The organism is Massilia phyllostachyos (assembly GCF_021044825.1).
GTDB classification, from domain to species: domain Bacteria; phylum Pseudomonadota; class Gammaproteobacteria; order Burkholderiales; family Burkholderiaceae_D; genus Telluria; species Telluria phyllostachyos.
Window position 1 is genome coordinate 35,265 of the sequence record NZ_JAJNOC010000012.1, and the last position, 16,848, is coordinate 52,112.

Consider the following 16,848-nt stretch of genomic DNA (forward strand, 5'->3'; position numbering starts at 1 on the left):
AATATCCGAAAAGTGATTATTTGAGGCGCGGCCGCTTGCCGACGGTAACGTCGAGCGTGGACTCGCGGTTCTTGCGCACGATGCGCAGCGGCGCCTTTTCGCCCGGCTCGAGCTGGGCGATCAGGTTCAGCATCTCGCTGGTATTCGCGACTTGCTTGCCGGCGACGGCCACGAGGATATCGCCCGGACGCATGCCGGCGCGGTCGGCCGGCCCGCCGCGCACCACGCCGGCGATGATGGCGCCGCTGTTGCGGCCCAGGCCGAAACTCTCCGCCAGTTCCGGCGTGATGTCCTGGGATTCGATGCCGATCCAGCCGCGCACCACCTGGCCGTGCTCCACGATGGCATCCAACACCTTCTTGGCGGTGCTGACGGGGATGGCGAAGCCGATGCCGACCGAGCCACCGGTCTGGGAATAGATCGCCGAGTTGATCCCGAGCAGATGGCCATTGGTATCGACCAGCGCCCCGCCCGAGTTGCCGAAGTTGATCGCGGCGTCGGTCTGGATGAAGTTCTCGAAATGATTGATGTGCAGGTTGTTGCGCCCCAGCGCCGAGATGATGCCGAGGGTGACGGTCTGGCCCACGCCGAAGGGGTTGCCGATCGCCAGCACCACGTCGCCCACGCGCGCGGCTTCCGGGTCGCCCAGCACCATCACCGGCAGCTTGCGTTCCGCGATGCGGATCACGGCGAGATCGGTCTCGGGGTCGGTGCCGACGATGCGCGCCGCCGCCTTGCGGCCGTCGGCCAGCCCGACCTCGATCACGTCGGCGCCTTCGACCACGTGGTTGTTGGTCAGGATATAGCCGTCGCCGCTGACGATCACGCCGGAACCGAGGCTGGCCATCTGCTCGTCGGGCGGCGCGCGGTCGCCGAAGAAGCGGCGGAAGAAAGGGTCCTTCAGCAGCGGATGGGTTTCGCGCGAGGCCTTGGCGGTGAGGATATTGACCACCGCCGGCATGGCGCGTCCCGCCGCGTCGCGGTAGCTGCCGCTGGCCGGCAGCGCCGCGCCCTGCAGCACCGGCACGGCCGCATTGCCCGAGCCGATCCGCACCTGGGTCGGCGCGCGCTCGAGCCAGTCGGGGCGCATGCTGGCCACCACGAAATACAGCGCCAGCGCCACCGTCACCACCTGGGTGAACAGCAGCCACAGGCGCCTCATCGCCCCGGGCTGGCGCCGGGGGCGGGTGGCTTGCGGACGGAGCTCGTGGACGCTGTCGTTCACTGGATTACTTTTTCAAGGAGTCCCGGATTTCGCGCAGCAGCACGATGTCCTCGGGGGTGCTCGGCTTGGCCGGCTCCGGCGCCGGCGCCGGGCCGCGCAAGCGGTTCACGATGCGCACCATCTGGAAGATGACAAATGCGAGCAGGATAAAGTTCAACAAAATCGTCAGGAAATTCCCGTAGGCGAGCACGGCGCCGGCCTTCTGCGCCTCGGCCAGCGGCAGGTTCGTGCCCTGGCCATTCAGCGGCAGGTAGTAATTGGCGAAGTCGAGGCCTCCGAACAACATCCCGATCGGCGGCATGATGACATCCTTGACCAGCGAATCGACGATGCGCCCGAAGGCGCCGCCGATGATGACGCCGACCGCAAGATCGACGACGTTGCCGCGCATTGCGAACGTTTTGAACTCTCCCATCATGGACATGGCATTCCTTTCGTTGTTATTGAACCAAGCTGGTTCATGATACCGCAAGCTTTTATGCTGCGGATGCACACACAAACCTTCTGCATAGATGTGTCCGCTTGATAATTTTTTTCCAATCGGTATTGCCCTTCACATATAATTTTGTGTTGCTGGAAGCTCTTTATTAATTCTTAAGATTCGTATTTTCACGGAGTGGGGTTGGTATGAGTAATCAAAAGCAGGTCGATTCAGGTCGACGCGGACTGCTGGTCGCGACCGCGGCGGCAGGCGGCGTCGTCGGGGTATCCACAGCAGGCGTTCTCGTCAGCACCTTCCAGCCGTCCGAGCGAGCGAAAGCCGCCGGCGCCCCGGTCGAAGTCGACATCTCCGACGTCAAGCCCGGCGAAATGAAAGTCGTCGAATGGCGCGGCAAGCCGGTCTGGATCCTGCGCCGCACTCCGGAGATGCTGGCCACCCTCGAGAAGGACACGGCCGAACTGGCCGACCCGAACTCCGAAAAAGTCTACCAACTGCCGATGCCCGAGTACGCGAAGAATCCGTACCGCGCCCGTGCCGAGCACAAGGAAGTGCTGGTCACCGTCGGCATCTGCTCCCACCTGGGCTGCTCGCCGTCCTCGCGCCTGGCCTCCGGCCCGCAACCCAACCTCCCCGACAACTGGCACGGCGGCTTCCTCTGCCCCTGCCACGGCTCGACCTTCGACCTGTCCGCGCGCGTGTTCCAGAACAAGCCGGCGCCGACGAATATGGATGTCCCGCCGTACATGTACCTGTCCGATAACAAGCTGGTGATCGGCAAAGACGAAAAAGGGGAGGCATAACATGGGCGGCCCGTTCAAGGAAACGCAAGTGCCGGCCAATGCGCCGGTCGGCCACAAGGCGCTGGCCTGGGTCGACGACCGCTTCCCGCTGTCGAAGCTGTGGAACGATCAATGGGGCAAGTACTACGCTCCCAAGAACTTCAACATCTGGTACCTGTTCGGCTCGCTGGCCATGCTGGTACTGGTGCTGCAGATCGTCACCGGCATCTTCCTGACCATGCACTACAAGCCGGACGCCAACCTGGCCTTCGGCTCGGTCGAGTACATCATGCGCGAAGTGCCCTGGGGCTGGCTGGTGCGCTACATGCACTCGACCGGCGCCTCGATGTTCTTCATCGTGGTCTACCTGCACATGGCGCGCGGCCTGATGTACGGCTCCTACCGCAAGCCGCGCGAGCTGATCTGGCTGTTCGGCTTCGCGATCTTCCTGTGCCTGATGGCCGAGGCCTTCTTTGGCTACCTGCTGCCGTGGGGCCAGATGTCCTACTGGGGCGCCCAGGTGATCGTCAACCTGTTCGGCGCGATTCCGGTGATCGGCCCGGACCTGTCGCTGTGGATCCGCGGCGACTACGTGGTGTCGGATGCGACCCTGAACCGCTTCTTCGCCTTCCACGTCATCGCCCTGCCGCTGGTCATCCTCGGCCTGGTGGCAGCCCACCTGATCGCGCTGCACGAAGTCGGCTCGAACAACCCGGACGGCATCGAGATCAAGGACAACCTGGACGCCGACGGCCACCCGGTCGACGGCATCATGTCGCATCCTTACTACTCGACCAAGGACTTCTTCGGCGTGTCGGTGTTCCTGCTGATCTTCTCGGCGATCGTGTTCTTCGCACCCGAGATGGGCGGCTACTTCCTGGAGTACAACAACTTCCTGCCGGCCGACTCGATGAAGACCCCGCCGCACATCGCGCCGACCTGGTACTTCACGCCGTTCTACTCGGTGCTGCGCGCGACCACGGCCGACTTCATGTACGTGCTGATGGCCGCGATCGCCGCCTATGTCGTGTTCATCTGGCTGAAATCGCGCCTGGCCTACAAGACCAAGATCGCGGTCGCCGTGATCGGCCTGGTCCTGATCGTCGGCATGCTGCCGCAGGTGCTGGATGCGAAGTTCTGGGGCGTGGTGCTGTTCGGTTCCTCGGTGGTGATCATCGCCCTGCTACCGTGGCTGGACCACTCGCCGGCGCGCTCGATCCGCTACCGCCCGGACTGGCACAAGTATGTGTACATCGTGTTCGCGCTGTGCTTCGTGACCCTGGGCTACCTGGGCACCCAGCTGCCGACGCCGGCCTACACGATCCTCTCGCAAGTGGCGACCCTGCTGTACTTTGCGTTCTTCCTCCTGATGCCGTGGTGGAGCACGATGGGCCAATTCAAGCCGGTCCCGACGCGCCTGACCTTCACCCCGCATTAATCGAGAGCCAGAGGACAAGAACATGTATATTGCGAAGAAAATGATCGCAGTCCTGGCCCTGGTGCCGGGACTGGTATTCGCCGCGGAAGGCGGCTTCCCGCTCGAGCGCGCCCCGGACCGCCACGACATCTCGTCGCTGCAGAACGGCGCCAAGCTCTTCATCAACCACTGCCTGAACTGCCACTCGGCATCCGCCATGCGCTACAACCGCCTGCGCGACCTGGGCCTGACCGAAAAGCAGATCCAGGACAATCTGTTGTTTTCGCAAGACAAAGTCGGCGGCATGATGACAACGGCGATGCGCCCGGACGACGCCAAGACCTGGTTCGGCGCCGTGCCGCCGGACCTGTCGGTGATCGCCCGTGCGAAATCGTCGCCGTCGGGCACCGGCGCCGACTACCTGTACACCTACCTGCGCACCTTCTACAAGGACGACGCCCGCCCGACCGGCTGGAACAATATGGTGGTGCCGAACGTGGCCATGCCGCACGTGATGTGGCATGAACAGGGCATCCGCCAGGCGAAATTCACTGAAGAGAAGGACCCGCACGACGCCGGCAAGATGATCCACAAGTTCGCCGGCTTCGAGCAAGTCGCCCCGGGCACGATGAGCTCGCAGGAGTTCGACACCGCCACCGCCGACCTGGTTGCCTACCTGAGCTGGATGGCTGAGCCGGCGCAAGGCCAACGCAAGAAATTGGGCGTAATTGTGTTGATCTTCCTGTCGATTTTCGCCTTCCTGGCCTGGCGTTTGAACGAATCGTACTGGAAGGAAGTGAAGTAAATTCGCTTTCATTGCCCGGTTGGCTATAATACGGGCAATCATTTTTCGGGGTGAATCGCTGAGAATTCATAAGCGCTTCACCCCATTGTTTCTTGAGGAACTACAAACCATGATGGTTCTCTACTCCGGCACCACGTGCCCGTTCTCCCAACGCTGCCGCCTCGTCCTGTTCGAAAAAGGCATGGACTTCGAGGTGCGCGACGTCGACCTGTTCAACAAGCCGGAAGACATTTCGACCATGAACCCCTACGGCCAGGTCCCGATCCTGGTCGAGCGCGAACTGATCCTGTACGAATCGAACATCATCAACGAGTACATCGACGAGCGCTTCCCGCACCCGCAGCTGATGCCGGCCGACCCGCTGATGCGCGCCCGTGCCCGCCTGATGCTGTTCAACTTCGAGAAGGAACTGTTCGTCCACGTGCACACGCTGGAAAGCGAGCGCAACAAGACGAACGACAAGAGCCACGACAAGGCGCGCTCGGAAATCCGCGACCGCCTGACCACCCTGGCGCCGCTGTTCCTGAAGAACAAGTACATGCTGGGCGACGAGTTCTCGATGCTGGACGTCGCGATCGCCCCGCTGCTGTGGCGCCTGGACCACTACGGCATCGAACTGTCGAAGACCGCGGCCCCGCTGATGAAGTACGCCGAGCGCATCTTCTCGCGCCCCGCCTACATCGAAGCGCTGACCCCGTCGGAAAAGGTGATGCGCCGCTGATGCCGTTCTGGCGGATTCGTCCGCCAGCGGCAACACGATCCGGTACGCGCCGGGTTTCGGACGCCCTGATGGCGATTCCGGTAGACTGGCGCGGACGACAAGTATTGTTTATCGACCCCAACAAATGTCAGAGATCTCCACCAAGCCCTACCTGCTGCGCGCCATCTACGAATGGTGCACGGACAGCGGCTACACGCCCTACCTCGCGGTCAAGGTCGACTCCGCCACGACGGTGCCGATGGAATACGTCCGCAAGGGCGAGATCATCCTGAACATCAGCTACGGCGCCACCTCGGGCCTCAAGATGGACAACGACGCGATCCACTTCCGGGCGCGTTTCAATGGGGTCTCGCGCGAGCTGTACATTCCGGTGCAGAACGTGCTGGCGATTTATGCCAACGAGAATGGGCAGGGGATGGCCTTCGAGGTGAACGTGACGGCGGCGGAGATGCCGGCGCCGGCTGCGGGCTCGGGTTCGTCGTCGGGTCCAGCTTTGGTATCGGAAGAAGCGGCTGCACCGGCTTTGTCGGCAGTGCCTGCCAAATCGGATACGTCCGTCGAGGGCACTACCCCGAACGGCGACGACGAGCCGCCGAAGAAGGGCGGACGCCCAACCTTGACGCGCATCAAATAGCGTATAATCGTTGTTCTAAGATTAAGCCGACTTAGCTCATCAGGTAGAGCAGTTGATTTGTAATCATCAGGTGGCGGGTTCGAGTCCTGCAGTCGGCACCAGAATAAAGCAAGGGCTTACAGCGATGTAAGCCCTTTTTTATGTTGCTCAAGCAGCCTTATTTGAAGGCGTCCAGAAGCCCCGCGCGATCGAGAAGATCGATTGCATCCTCCACTATGGCGGGCGCGGCCGCGTCCAGCCGGGCCAGATCGTCGCCGATGAGGGCGCGCATCTGCTGGGGCACCAAGGCCATGTCGATCAAGCGTTCCGCAATGGCCGCCGCCAGTTCCGCCTCGCCGTGCGCCGGAGTTTCACCGGCAAGCGTGACTACCACGCTTGCCACGGCGGCGCCGCGTGCCTGACGGTCGACCATGCGCGAAAGCTCGGGTAGCCGCTGCGCAGTCGCAATGCAGATGCGCATGAGTCCGATCGATTCTCCCGTGAGGGCATGCTGTAGCAGGCTGCTGCCGACCAGGCGCAGGCGCTCGCGTACCGGCATGTCCGCGGGTATATCTGCCACCGGCAGCTTCTGCTGCTCGACCATGCGATGCACGACTGCGCTGAACAAGGCGTCCTTGTTGGCATAACGCGCATACAGCGTCGCCTTGCCGGCGCCGGCCAGGGCCAGCACCTGATCACAGCTGGTCCCGTCGAAGCCTGCACGCAGAAACAGGGTCGTCGCCGCATCGAGAATGCGACGGTCCACCTCCCCCGCCTGCTCGGCCGAAGGCCGCCCTCCGCGCTTGCGGGAGGTCGGCACGTCTCTTGAATTCAACACCATGTCGTCACATCCTTCAAAAACTGAACTGCATGGTATAGTTTAGTTTCTTTCATCACATCGGGTAACGAACATGGACATGCGGTTGAAGTTTCTATCTGACAATATGCGAAGGATCGATTTTGGCATGCTCTCGACCAGAACGGAAGAAGGCGCCTTCGCGAGCCGCCCCATGAGCAATAACGGCGAGGTGGACTATGAAGGCGACAGCTATTTCTTCACCTATGCGCAGGCACGTACCGTCGCCGACATCGAACGAGACCCCCAGGTGGGACTCACCTTTACCGGCGCCGCGGGCTCCGAGGGACAGCCGCCCCTGTTCATTGCCGTAGAAACCATTGCCGAACTGATTCGCGACAAGGCCCGTTTTGCAGCGCACTGGACACCAGGCCTCGACCGATGGTTCGAGCAAGGCGTCGAGACGCCGGGCATCGTCATGATACGTGTTCACGCCAAGCGCATCCACTACTGGAACGGCGCAGAACAGGGCGAGATCATCCTGTGAAACCCATGTTCGCGCCAATCCTGCAGGACACTCGGTCCTGATCCACGCGCAATGACCACCTCTCGAAAGACCTGCCATGAAAAATGAAATCGATGCGTATCCCATCCACGTGCCCCAGGGCGATCTGGACGACCTCGCCCATCGGCTCGCGCGCACCAGGTGGCCGGATGCGGGGACGGTGGCAGATGGATCGCAAGGGCCGCAGCGCGAGCGCATCCGCGCCCTGGTGAAACGCTGGCGCCACGGCTACGACTGGCGCAGGGCGGAAGCCCTGCTCAACGGTTGGGGGAGCAGCCGCACCGTCATCGACGGGCTAGGCTTCCACTTCCTGCATATACGCTCGCCGCACGCGCACGCCACGCCATTGCTGTTGACGCATGGCTGGCCAGGATCCATCCTGGAATTTCGCGACGTGATCGGTCCCCTGACGCAGCCGCAGGCGCATGGTGGCGCGGCGGCCGATGCCTTTCACCTGGTGATTCCGGCGCTTCCGGGCTTTGGCTTTTCCGACAAGCCGACCGATCCGGGCTGGGGTGTCGGCCGTACCGCCCGCGCATTCGGGGAATTGATGCGGCGGCTGGGTTATGCCGACCGCTGGGTAGCGCAGGGCGGCGATTGGGGAGCCGCCGTGACGACCGCACTTGCGCACATGCGGGCGCCGGGGTTGGCGGGTATCCACCTGAACATGGTGATGTTCCAGCCGACCGAAGAGGAAATCGCGCAAGCGTCCCCCGAAGAGCAGCGCATGCTGCAAGACGCCGCGCGCTACAGGAAGGAATATTCCGGCTACATGACACTGCAGTGCACCCGCCCGCAGTCGGTCGGGTTCGCCCTCGCGGACTCGCCGGTGGGCCTGGCGAGCTGGCTGTATGCCTTGTTTCAGGACGTGACGGACAGCAGTGGCGAACCGGAGCGCGTGATCGCGCTGGACCACCTGATCGATGACGTGATGCTGTACTGGCTGCCGAACGCAGGACCGAGCTCGGCGCGGTTTTATTGGGAAGGCGCGCGCGAAATGGCGCATGGCATGCCCGCCGCCCCGGTTCCCCTGCCCGCGGGCGTGAGCATGTTTCCAGGAGAGCAGATGCGTCTATCGCGGCGGTGGGCGGCATCGAGGTTTGCCGACCTGCGCTTTTTCGGCGAGGCCGCGCGCGGTGGCCATTTCGCAGCAATGGAAAACCCGGAAACATTTGTCGAGCATGTGCGCGCGACGTTCCGGACCATGACATAGACGCCCGCCGGCGCGGCCCCGGGTTCCTGCGTCCGTGACGTCAGGAGCTCGCCTGTTCGACCAGCCTCCGGTTCTGCACCTTGTTCAGCTTCGGATACACGACCGGAATCGTCAGCATGGTGCTGGCCGCCGCCATCAGAAGCAGCGCGGTGAAGGTCTCGCTGGTGATGATCTGCTTGTCCAGCAGGATGTTGGCGAAGATGATTTCGATCAGGCCCTTGGTCTGCAGCAGCCAGCCGATGATCGAGGCTTCGCCCTCTTTCCAGCGCAACACCTTGCCGGCCATCCGCGCGCCGAGCAGCTTGCCGCCGACCGAGGCGACCAGCAGCAGGCCGGCCACGAAGAACACCGAGTAACTTCCCATATTCCATTGCGTGCGCAAGCCGGTGCTGAGGAAGAATACCGGCATCAGGACCAGCAGCACGGTCTTGAACAGCGAATCGAGCTTGTCCTGTTCGAACCAGCCCGCATCCATCACCACGCCAGCCAGGAAGGCGCCGACCATGAAGTGCAGGCCGGCCCAGTCGGCGCCGAAGCTGCAGACGATCAGCCAGAACAGGGCGACGTACCAGCGGTCGCCGCCCGGGATGCGCGCCATCAGGCGGCGGAACAGGAAGGTCAGCACGACGAAGGCGGCGAGGAAACCGAGCTGGCGGCCGACCCGGTTCCAGTCAAGCAGGATCAGGGCCAGCACGCCCCAGATCGCGACGTCGTCCAGGCTGGCGTAGCGCAGGATACGCTGGCCCATGGGCTGGCGCAGGATCGCCAGCTTCTCCATCAACAGCACCAGCACCGGCAGCGCGGTCACGGCGCAGGCCATGCCAATGCCGAGCGTGAATTGCCAGTCGGCAGCCTTGACGCCCATCCAGCCCTCGTAGTTCAACAGGAGCGCGGCGGCCGCACAGCCGAACAGCAGCGGCATCCCGAGCGACAGGCCGGCCGTGGTGACGCTTTCGCGGCGGTGCTGCCAGGCCTTCTTCAGGTCGAGCTCCATTCCCGCCAGCATCACGAACAGCATGACGCCCCACCACGCAATGCCGTTCAGGCTTTTCACCACGTCCGGGTTGAACACGAAGGTGTGATAGTCGGGGAAGACCGCGCCCAGTACGCCCGGTCCCAGCACGATGCCCATGATGATCTGCACCACGACCAGGGGGGCGAAATAGTCGGTCCTGCCGAGCCGCCAGACCAGGTAGGGCGCGACGAAGATCAGCAGCATCGCGAGCAGGAAGATTTCTGTGGTGTTCATGGTGTCTCCAAGGATCTTTTTATCTCATGCATCGTCAGCAGGCCCGAAAGCCTACGTAAGATTGGTCTACAAAACAATGATTGGAAACGATACCACTCATCATTTTCTTAAGACAAGTGCTGGTTAAAAATAAATTGTTACCGCGACCAGCGCCGAATAAAACTTGTCGGCTCAACAGCAAAACTGTGCAAGAATCCAGATTGCAATATTTGTTTGACCGAGATTTCACCCGGTGCTATAGTCGGGCAAAGCCGATGGTAACGTTTCCAACTTACCAAAAAACATGGCGGATAACGGAGACACGATGTTCACAGTACGCACCCTGGCGGCAGCCTGCGCATGGCTGTGCGTCTGCGCGCCGGCGCTCGCCGCAGCGGCCGCCGTCGCGCAAGCGCCCAGGGCCGAGGTGATCCACTGGTGGACCTCGGGCGGCGAATCGGCCGCCGTCAAGCAGGTGGCCCAGGCCTACCGCGACGCCGGCGGCGTCTGGGTCGACACCGCGATCGCCGGCGGCGACCAGTCGCGCGCCGTCACCATCAACCGCATCGTCGGCGGCAATCCCCCCACCGCGGCCCAGTTCAACACCTCCAAGCAGTTCCTCGACGTGATCGAAGCGGGGATGCTCAACAACGTCGACAAGGTTGCGCGCGCCCAGAACTGGGACCAGATGCTGCCGGAGCCGATCGTCGACGTCATCAAGGTGGATGGCCATTACTACGCCGTGCCGCTGAACATTCACATGCAGACCTGGTTCTGGTATTCGAAAGCCGCTTTCAAAAAGGCCGGCATCGAAAAGGAACCGGAAAGCATGCCCGAATTCTTCGCCGCCCTCGACAAACTCAAGGCGGCCGGCATCATCCCGCTCGCCCACGGCGGCCAGTCGTGGCAGGAGACCGTGCTGTTCTCGGCCATCCTCGCCAATATGGGCGGCAAGGAGCTGTACCTGAAGGCGATGCGCGACCGCGACCAGGCGACCCTGCTCGGGCCCGACTTCCGCAAGGTCATGCTGGCCTTCAAGCGCTTGAAATCGTACGTCGACGCCGGCTCGCCCGGCCGCAACTGGAACGATGCCACCGCCCTCGTCATCAGCGGGAAAGCCGGCTTCCAGGTGATGGGCGACTGGGCGAAGGGAGAATTCACCAACGCGCGCCAGATCGCGGGCCAGCACTACGGCTGCATGGCCGGCTTCAATGCGGCGACGCCCTACCTGATCCAGGGTGACGTGTTCGTGTTCCCGCAGACCGACAGTGCACAAGCCGTGCGCGCGCAGCAGCTGCTGGCAAAAGTGGTCTCGCAGCCGGACCTGCAGGTGACCTTCAGCAAGCTGAAGGGATCGATCCCCGTGCGCACCGACGTGAATGCCGCGGAACTCGACGTCTGCGCCCGGAAGGGCATCGAGATCATGAAGGACCGCGGCCGCCAGGCCGGCGTCACCGAGGTCTACCTGACGCCGGACCAGAACGGCGCCATGCAGGACGTGCTGACCGCCTACTGGAACACCAACATGCCGGTCGAGAAGGCCCAGAAGAGCATCGCCAACGCACTCAAATACTGACCCGCCATGCTCGCCTTCCGCGCCAACAAACTGACCCCGCACATCGCCTTGCTGCCGATGGCGCTGACCGTGCTGGTCGCCTACATCGGCGCCGCGCTGTGGACCTTCAAGACCTCGTTCACCGCCTCGCGCACCTTCGCGTCGGACAACTTCATCGGCGCCGCCCAGTACGTGCGCCTGTTCGACAACGAGCGCTGGCTGCTCTCGCTGCACAACCTGGCCGTCTACGGCGTCTGCTTCATCGTCGCCTGCATGGTGCTGGGCTTCCTGCTGGCCGCCTTCATCGACCAGAACGTCAGCGGCGAGGGTTTTCTGCGCACCGTCTTCCTCTACCCGTATGCGATGTCCTTCATCGCCACCGGCCTGGTATGGCAGTGGATGCTGGCGCCGGGCGCGGGCATCGAGGGCGCCGTGCAATCCCTCGGCTTCGAGGGCTTCCGCTTCGACTGGATCATCGACCAGGAGCTGGTCATCTACACCATCGTCATCGCCGCCGTGTGGCAGGCCTCCGGCCTGGTGATGGCGATGATGCTGGCCGGCCTGCGCGGGGTCGATCCGGAGATCTACAAGGCCGCGCGCCTGGACGGCATCCCGGCCTGGCGCGTCTACCTGCAAATTGTGCTGCCGATGCTGGGGCCGACCGTCGCCACCGTGTTCCTGCTGCTGTGCACCGCCGTCGTGAAACTCTACGACGCGGTGGTCGCCATGACCGGCGGCGGACCGGGCACGGCGAGCGAGGTGCCGGCCAAGTTCATCATGGATCACCTGTTCCTGCGCTCGAACATCGGCCTGGCCTCGGCCGGCGCGGTGACCCTCTTGATCCCGGTGCTGGCCCTGCTGGCACCTTACGCCTACGCCCGCAGCCGGAGGAAACGCGCATGAGCGACATCACCCTGCCGGCCGCTCCCATGCCCATCGAGTCCGCGCCTGCCGCGCGCCGCAAAAAGCGCCTCAGTCCCGCGCGCATCGGCGTCTACGCCTTCCTGTTCAGCGCCGCCCTGTACTTCCTGCTGCCGCTGTACGTCATGATCATCACCTCGTTCAAGTCGATGGACGAGATCAGGAACGGCAATGTGTTCGCCCTGCCGGTGTTCGCCACCACCGCACCGTGGCAGGACGCCTGGAACAAGGTGAGCGGCGGCTTCTGGAATTCGGTGGCGATCACGGTGCCGAGCACCATCATCCCGATCCTGCTGGGCGCGATCAACGGCTATGCGCTGTCGTTCTGGAAGCCGCGCGGCGCGAACCTGCTGTTCGGCGTGCTGCTGGCCGGCGCCTTCATTCCGGTGCAGGTGATGATCTATCCGCTGGTGTGGATGATGGCGCGCGCCGGCGTGTTCGGGTCCCTGCCGGCGATCGTGCTGGTGCACGTCATCTTCGGCATGCCGATCATGACCCTGCTGTTCCGGAACTACTATGCCTCGGTGCCGCACGAGCTGTTCCAGGCCGCTCGCATCGACGGCGGCGGCTTCTGGCGCATCTTTCTGCAGGTGATGCTGCCGATGTCGCTGCCGATCATCGTGGTGGCCGCCATCATGCAGGTCACCGGCGTATGGAACGACTACATCCTCGGCCTGGTGTTCGCGGGCCGCGACAATGCGCCGATGACGGTGCAGCTGAATAACGTGATCAACACCACCACCGGCACCCGCCTGTACAACGTCAACATGGCCGCGACCATCCTGACGGCCGCGCTGCCGCTGGCGATCTATTTCATTTCCGGCCGCTGGTTCGTGCGCGGCATCGCGGCCGGCGCAGTCAAAGGGTAAGCCCATGTCGAACGTCCACCTGCGCAAACTGTGCATCACCCGCGGCAGCAACCAGATCATCCGCGACCTCGACCTGCAGGTCGCGCCGGGCGAATTCCTGGTGCTGCTCGGGCCATCCGGCTGCGGCAAGTCGACCCTGCTGCACAGCATCGCCGGCCTGATCGACCTGGCCGACGGCGCGATCGAGATCGGCGGCCGCGACATGAGTCATGCCGACCCGAGCGAGCGCGGGATCGGCATGGTGTTCCAGTCGTATGCGCTGTACCCGACCATGACGGTCGAGAAGAACATGTCCTTCGGCCTGCGCATCTCGGGTGCGCCGAAAGCGGAAATCCAGCGCCGCGTGCGGCGCGCGGCGGAGATGCTGCAGCTCGAATCGCTGCTGGGCCGCAAACCCGCCCAGCTCTCCGGCGGCCAGCGCCAGCGCGTGGCGATCGGCCGCGCCCTGGTGCGCGAAGCCGGCGTCTACCTGTTCGACGAGCCGCTCTCGAACCTGGACGCCAAGCTGCGCGCCGAGCTGCGCCGCGAGCTCAAGCTCCTGCACGCGGCGCTCGGCTCGACCATGATCTACGTGACCCACGACCAGGCCGAAGCCATGACCCTGGCCACCCGCATCGTCGTGATGCAGGGCGGACGCATCCAGCAGATCGGCACCCCGGCCGAGGTCTACGAGCGTCCGGCCAACCGTTTCGTCGCCGGCTTCCTGGGCTCGCCCTCGATGAACTTCGTCGACGGCCAGCTGGACGGCGCGCTGGAAGCGCAGCGCCGCTTCAGCGCGGGGGCCTTGAATATCACCCTGGCGCCGGATTGCGTCGCGCCCGCCGGCGCCGTGACCCTGGCGGTGCGGCCGGAAGACATCCACCTGGTCGACGACGGTCCGCTGCAGGCGGGCGTGACCCTGGTCGAGCCGATGGGGAACCACCAGGTCGTGTGGCTGGACTGCGGCGGCCACACCCTGTCCGCGATCGTGCACGATGCGCGCGCCCTGGCCCCTGGCCAGGCGGTGCGCTTCGCCATCGATGCGGCGCGGATTTCGCTGTTCGGCCAGGACGGGCGGCGCCTGTAAAGAACCGTAAGTACCATGCCGGCGGCCGGCAATTGCAGTATGCTTGAGTGTTTTTCGACTAAACCGTTTATTTGATCAGGAATCGTCAGTGGCAACCATCAAGGATGTAGCGCGTCTCGCCGGCGTCGGCCTGGGCACCGCCTCGCGGGTGGTCAGCGGCAAGGGCTCGGTGTCGCCGGCGACGCTGGAAAAGGTGCGCAAGGCGATCGACGAGCTGGGCTTTCGCCCCTCGCACGCGGCGCGCGCCCTGCTGTCCGGCACCAGCCGCATGGTGGGCGTCTACATCCCGGTCCTGAGCGGCACCTTCTACACCCCGATCCTGCAGATCATCGACACCGAGCTGCGCGCCGCCGGCCTGCACATGGTGGTGGCCTTCGGCGTGGGCCTGGGCGATGCGCGCCGCCAGGCGGTGGAGGGCATCGAGTTCCTGATCGAGCGTGGCTGCGACGGCATCATCATGATGACCAGCGCCCTCGCCGACGAGGACCTGGCCGGCCTCGGCGCCAAGCGCCAGCAGATCGTGGCGCTGAACCACGAGTTCAGCACGCTCCCCGAACAGTGCTTCACGGTCGACCACGCGCTGGGCGGACGCCTGGCCGCGCGCACCCTGCTCGACTACCGGCACCGCGACATCGCCGTCATTTCGGGACCGGCGGCGCTGGCCGACAACGTGGCGCGCGTCGACGGCTTCATGCGCGAACTGGAAGAAGGCGGCATCGACACGAGCAAGCTGTGGGTGGCGGAAAGCGACTTCTCGCCGGCCGGCGGCTGGGCCGCGGCCAAGGAGCTGATCGAATCCGGCCACGCCTGCAGCGCCCTGTTCTGCGCCAACGACGAGATGGCCGTGGGCGCCCTGTCCTACTTCCAGGAGGCCGGCGTCAGCGTGCCGCGCGACCTGTCGGTGATCGGCTACGACGACACGCCCAGCGCCGCGTTCTCGGCCCCGCGCCTGACCTCGGTGCACATGCCGTGGCGCGAGATGACGCTGAACGGCATCAACGCCCTGCTGAACCGCTGCTACGACCTGCAGCGCCCGGTGTCGCGCACCTTCCCGGTGACGGTCACGCTGCGCGCCTCGCTGGCCAAGCTGGATGCTCCGGCATCGAAAGCGACCCGGAGCCGCAAAAAATGACACCTCCGGCGCCCTTGGCCGGAGGCCCGGCCTATTTTTTTAGCTTGCAGTTGGAAAGCTTTCCAAATATTCTTGCATCAGGTCTTCACACATACACACCATGACAACAGCAAACGCTCACGAGCCGGCCGCCCCCCAGCGCGGCGATTTCGCCCCCGACTTCTTGTGGGGCTGCGCCACCTCCTCTTACCAGATCGAAGGCGCGGGCCAGGAGGACGGCCGGGTCGAGTCGATCTGGGACCGCTTCGCCGCCACCCCGGGCAAGGTCAAGGACGGCTCGAGCGGCCTGGTCGCCTGCGACCATTACCACCGCTGGCCGGAAGACTTCGACATCGGCCGCGACATGGGCCTGAACGCCTACCGCTTCTCGATCGCCTGGCCGCGCATCTTTGCCGAAGTCGGCGGCAAGCCGAACGAAAAGGGGCTGGATTTCTACTCGCGCCTGGTGGACGGCATGCTGGAACGCGGCCTGCAGCCCTGGGCCACCCTGTACCACTGGGACCTGCCGCAATTCCTGGAAGACCGCGGCGGCTGGAACAACCGCGCCACCGTCGACGCCTACCTCGCTTTTGTCGACGCGATGACGCGCCGCCTGGGCGACCGCGTCCAGCACTGGATCACCCACAACGAACCCTGGTGCACTTCGATCATCGGCAACTTCGAAGGCTGGCATGCGCCGGGCAATACCGACTTCAAGACCGCGCTGCAGGTGGCCCACCACGTTCTGCTCTCGCACGGCAAGGCGGTGCCGCTGATCCGCGCCAACGTCCGCAACGCCAAGGCCGGCATCGCCCTGAGCCTGCACCCGGTGCGCCCGGCCAGCGACTCGCCCGAAGACCTGGCCGCGATGGCGCGCCACGACGGCCTGCGCTACCGCTGGTTCCTCGACCCGCTGTACGGCCGCGGCTACCCGCAGGCGACCCTCGACATCATCGGCGACGCCGCACCGACCATGGAGCCGGGCGACCTGGAAGCGATCGCCGTGCCGACCGATTTCCTGGGCGTGAACTACTACTTCCCCGAGACCATCAAGAACGACCCCGGCCACGCGCCGCTGGGTGCGCGCGTGCTGCCGCCCGCACCGCAGGCCGAGACCACTGCCATGGGCTGGGAAGTCGCGCCGCAGGGCCTGGCCGAACTGCTGCACCGGATCGAGAACGACTACCACCCGGGCCCGATGTACATCACCGAGAACGGTTCCTGCTACACCGACGAAGTGAGCGCCGACGGCGAGATCGACGACGTCGAGCGCCGCCGCTACCTGCAGACCCACCTGGCCGCGCTGCGCGCCGCCATCAGGGACGGGGTGCCGGTGAAGGGCTACTTCGCCTGGAGCCTGCTCGACAACTTCGAATGGGCGGAGGGCTACCTGAAGCGCTTCGGCCTGACCCACATCGACTATGCCACCCAGGAACGGCGCCTGAAGAGCAGCGGCAAGTGGTACCGCGGCTTCCTGCGCGGCGAATAAGCTATCCCACAATAAAACGAACAGCGAGACACC

17 protein-coding genes and 1 tRNA gene are annotated in these 16,848 nt (G+C 64.3%); 14 read left to right on the plus strand and 4 right to left on the minus strand.

The features are described 5' to 3' along the window. Positions 1-16: 16 nt before the first annotated feature. Together LQ564_RS23720 and mscL are read right to left on the minus strand one after the other, a co-directional pair. On the minus strand, positions 17-1,162 hold the full coding sequence (locus LQ564_RS23720; protein WP_231060685.1) for a Do family serine endopeptidase: 1,146 nt from the start codon (positions 1,160-1,162) through the stop codon (positions 17-19). A gap of 67 nt (positions 1,163-1,229) precedes the next feature. After that, a complete protein-coding gene (gene mscL, locus LQ564_RS23725; RefSeq protein ID WP_231060686.1) occupies positions 1,230-1,649 on the minus strand; it encodes a large conductance mechanosensitive channel protein MscL in 420 nt (139 codons plus the stop codon). Between the two features lie 203 nt (positions 1,650-1,852). Between mscL and petA the strand changes: the two genes are divergently transcribed. From petA to LQ564_RS23755, 6 genes are all read left to right on the plus strand, one after another. Beyond that, positions 1,853-2,467, plus strand: coding sequence for a ubiquinol-cytochrome c reductase iron-sulfur subunit (petA, locus tag LQ564_RS23730; RefSeq protein ID WP_231060589.1), 615 nt, complete (start codon positions 1,853-1,855; stop codon positions 2,465-2,467). A 1-nt stretch (position 2,468) separates the two neighbouring features. Further along, a complete protein-coding gene (locus LQ564_RS23735; RefSeq protein ID WP_231060590.1) occupies positions 2,469-3,884 on the plus strand; it encodes a cytochrome b in 1,416 nt (471 codons plus the stop codon). Positions 3,885-3,906: 22 nt separating this feature from the next. Continuing rightward, positions 3,907-4,668 carry a cytochrome c1 gene (locus LQ564_RS23740; protein WP_231060591.1) on the plus strand — a complete coding sequence of 254 codons (762 nt, stop codon included), beginning with the start codon at positions 3,907-3,909 and terminating at the stop codon, positions 4,666-4,668. Between the two features lie 109 nt (positions 4,669-4,777). Next, complete coding sequence (locus LQ564_RS23745) at positions 4,778-5,389, plus strand: glutathione S-transferase N-terminal domain-containing protein (protein ID WP_026354566.1); 612 nt, start codon at positions 4,778-4,780, stop codon at positions 5,387-5,389. A 124-nt stretch (positions 5,390-5,513) separates the two neighbouring features. After that, positions 5,514-6,023 carry a ClpXP protease specificity-enhancing factor gene (locus tag LQ564_RS23750; RefSeq protein WP_231060592.1) on the plus strand — a complete coding sequence of 170 codons (510 nt, stop codon included), beginning with the start codon at positions 5,514-5,516 and terminating at the stop codon, positions 6,021-6,023. A gap of 25 nt (positions 6,024-6,048) precedes the next feature. Further along, a tRNA-Thr gene (locus LQ564_RS23755) sits at positions 6,049-6,124 on the plus strand. A 56-nt stretch (positions 6,125-6,180) separates the two neighbouring features. Here the strand turns inward: LQ564_RS23755 and LQ564_RS23760 are convergent. Then, positions 6,181-6,843: a TetR/AcrR family transcriptional regulator gene (locus tag LQ564_RS23760; protein ID WP_231060593.1), complete on the minus strand. Its 663-nt coding sequence runs from the start codon at positions 6,841-6,843 to the stop codon at positions 6,181-6,183. 70 nt (positions 6,844-6,913) lie between these two features. Here LQ564_RS23760 and LQ564_RS23765 point away from each other — a divergent pair, with 70 nt between their 5' ends. Both LQ564_RS23765 and LQ564_RS23770 read left to right on the plus strand, forming a co-directional pair. Then, complete coding sequence (locus LQ564_RS23765; RefSeq protein ID WP_231060594.1) at positions 6,914-7,345, plus strand: pyridoxamine 5'-phosphate oxidase family protein; 432 nt, start codon at positions 6,914-6,916, stop codon at positions 7,343-7,345. 76 nt (positions 7,346-7,421) lie between these two features. Beyond that, positions 7,422-8,576, plus strand: coding sequence for an epoxide hydrolase family protein (locus tag LQ564_RS23770; RefSeq protein WP_231060595.1), 1,155 nt, complete (start codon positions 7,422-7,424; stop codon positions 8,574-8,576). A gap of 40 nt (positions 8,577-8,616) precedes the next feature. Here the strand turns inward: LQ564_RS23770 and LQ564_RS23775 are convergent, their stop codons facing one another. Beyond that, complete coding sequence (locus LQ564_RS23775; RefSeq protein WP_231060596.1) at positions 8,617-9,825, minus strand: cation:proton antiporter; 1,209 nt, start codon at positions 9,823-9,825, stop codon at positions 8,617-8,619. Between the two features lie 304 nt (positions 9,826-10,129). On the opposite strand from LQ564_RS23775, the gene LQ564_RS23780 reads away from it, so the two are divergent. The 6 genes from LQ564_RS23780 to LQ564_RS23805 all read left to right on the plus strand — a co-directional run bounded on the left by LQ564_RS23780 (position 10,130) and on the right by LQ564_RS23805 (position 16,815). Continuing rightward, positions 10,130-11,380 (plus strand): ABC transporter substrate-binding protein, encoded by a 1,251-nt coding sequence (locus LQ564_RS23780; RefSeq protein ID WP_231060597.1) that lies wholly within the window; start codon positions 10,130-10,132, stop codon positions 11,378-11,380. A gap of 6 nt (positions 11,381-11,386) precedes the next feature. After that, the gene (locus LQ564_RS23785; RefSeq protein ID WP_231060598.1) at positions 11,387-12,262 is read left to right on the plus strand and encodes a carbohydrate ABC transporter permease; all 876 of its coding nucleotides are present in this window, start codon (positions 11,387-11,389) and stop codon (positions 12,260-12,262) included. Beyond that, the gene (locus LQ564_RS23790; protein ID WP_231060599.1) at positions 12,259-13,149 is read left to right on the plus strand and encodes a carbohydrate ABC transporter permease; all 891 of its coding nucleotides are present in this window, start codon (positions 12,259-12,261) and stop codon (positions 13,147-13,149) included. Before LQ564_RS23785 ends, LQ564_RS23790 begins: the two co-directional genes overlap by 4 nt. 4 nt (positions 13,150-13,153) lie before the next feature. Continuing rightward, positions 13,154-14,215, plus strand: coding sequence for an ABC transporter ATP-binding protein (locus LQ564_RS23795; RefSeq protein ID WP_231060600.1), 1,062 nt, complete (start codon positions 13,154-13,156; stop codon positions 14,213-14,215). A gap of 88 nt (positions 14,216-14,303) precedes the next feature. After that, positions 14,304-15,347: a LacI family DNA-binding transcriptional regulator gene (locus LQ564_RS23800; RefSeq protein WP_231060601.1), complete on the plus strand. Its 1,044-nt coding sequence runs from the start codon at positions 14,304-14,306 to the stop codon at positions 15,345-15,347. A 100-nt stretch (positions 15,348-15,447) separates the two neighbouring features. Further along, positions 15,448-16,815, plus strand: a complete 1,368-nt coding sequence (locus LQ564_RS23805; RefSeq protein ID WP_231060602.1) for a GH1 family beta-glucosidase — start codon at positions 15,448-15,450, stop codon at positions 16,813-16,815. Positions 16,816-16,848: the final 33 nt, after the last annotated feature.

Bases quoted from the DNA above. Each gene is read 5' to 3' on its own strand.
- LQ564_RS23720 (WP_231060685.1), bottom strand. From the start codon at position 1,162: ATGAGGCGCCTGTGGCTGCTGTTCACCCAGGTGGTGACGGTGGCGCTG.
- mscL (WP_231060686.1), bottom strand. From the start codon at position 1,649: ATGTCCATGATGGGAGAGTTCAAAACGTTCGCAATGCGCGGCAACGTC.
- petA (WP_231060589.1), top strand. From the start codon at position 1,853: ATGAGTAATCAAAAGCAGGTCGATTCAGGTCGACGCGGACTGCTGGTC.
- LQ564_RS23735 (WP_231060590.1), top strand. From the start codon at position 2,469: ATGGGCGGCCCGTTCAAGGAAACGCAAGTGCCGGCCAATGCGCCGGTC.
- LQ564_RS23740 (WP_231060591.1), top strand. From the start codon at position 3,907: ATGTATATTGCGAAGAAAATGATCGCAGTCCTGGCCCTGGTGCCGGGA.
- LQ564_RS23745 (WP_026354566.1), top strand. From the start codon at position 4,778: ATGATGGTTCTCTACTCCGGCACCACGTGCCCGTTCTCCCAACGCTGC.
- LQ564_RS23750 (WP_231060592.1), top strand. From the start codon at position 5,514: ATGTCAGAGATCTCCACCAAGCCCTACCTGCTGCGCGCCATCTACGAA.
- LQ564_RS23760 (WP_231060593.1), bottom strand. From the start codon at position 6,843: ATGGTGTTGAATTCAAGAGACGTGCCGACCTCCCGCAAGCGCGGAGGG.
- LQ564_RS23765 (WP_231060594.1), top strand. From the start codon at position 6,914: ATGGACATGCGGTTGAAGTTTCTATCTGACAATATGCGAAGGATCGAT.
- LQ564_RS23770 (WP_231060595.1), top strand. From the start codon at position 7,422: ATGAAAAATGAAATCGATGCGTATCCCATCCACGTGCCCCAGGGCGAT.
- LQ564_RS23775 (WP_231060596.1), bottom strand. From the start codon at position 9,825: ATGAACACCACAGAAATCTTCCTGCTCGCGATGCTGCTGATCTTCGTC.
- LQ564_RS23780 (WP_231060597.1), top strand. From the start codon at position 10,130: ATGTTCACAGTACGCACCCTGGCGGCAGCCTGCGCATGGCTGTGCGTC.
- LQ564_RS23785 (WP_231060598.1), top strand. From the start codon at position 11,387: ATGCTCGCCTTCCGCGCCAACAAACTGACCCCGCACATCGCCTTGCTG.
- LQ564_RS23790 (WP_231060599.1), top strand. From the start codon at position 12,259: ATGAGCGACATCACCCTGCCGGCCGCTCCCATGCCCATCGAGTCCGCG.
- LQ564_RS23795 (WP_231060600.1), top strand. From the start codon at position 13,154: ATGTCGAACGTCCACCTGCGCAAACTGTGCATCACCCGCGGCAGCAAC.
- LQ564_RS23805 (WP_231060602.1), top strand. From the start codon at position 15,448: ATGACAACAGCAAACGCTCACGAGCCGGCCGCCCCCCAGCGCGGCGAT.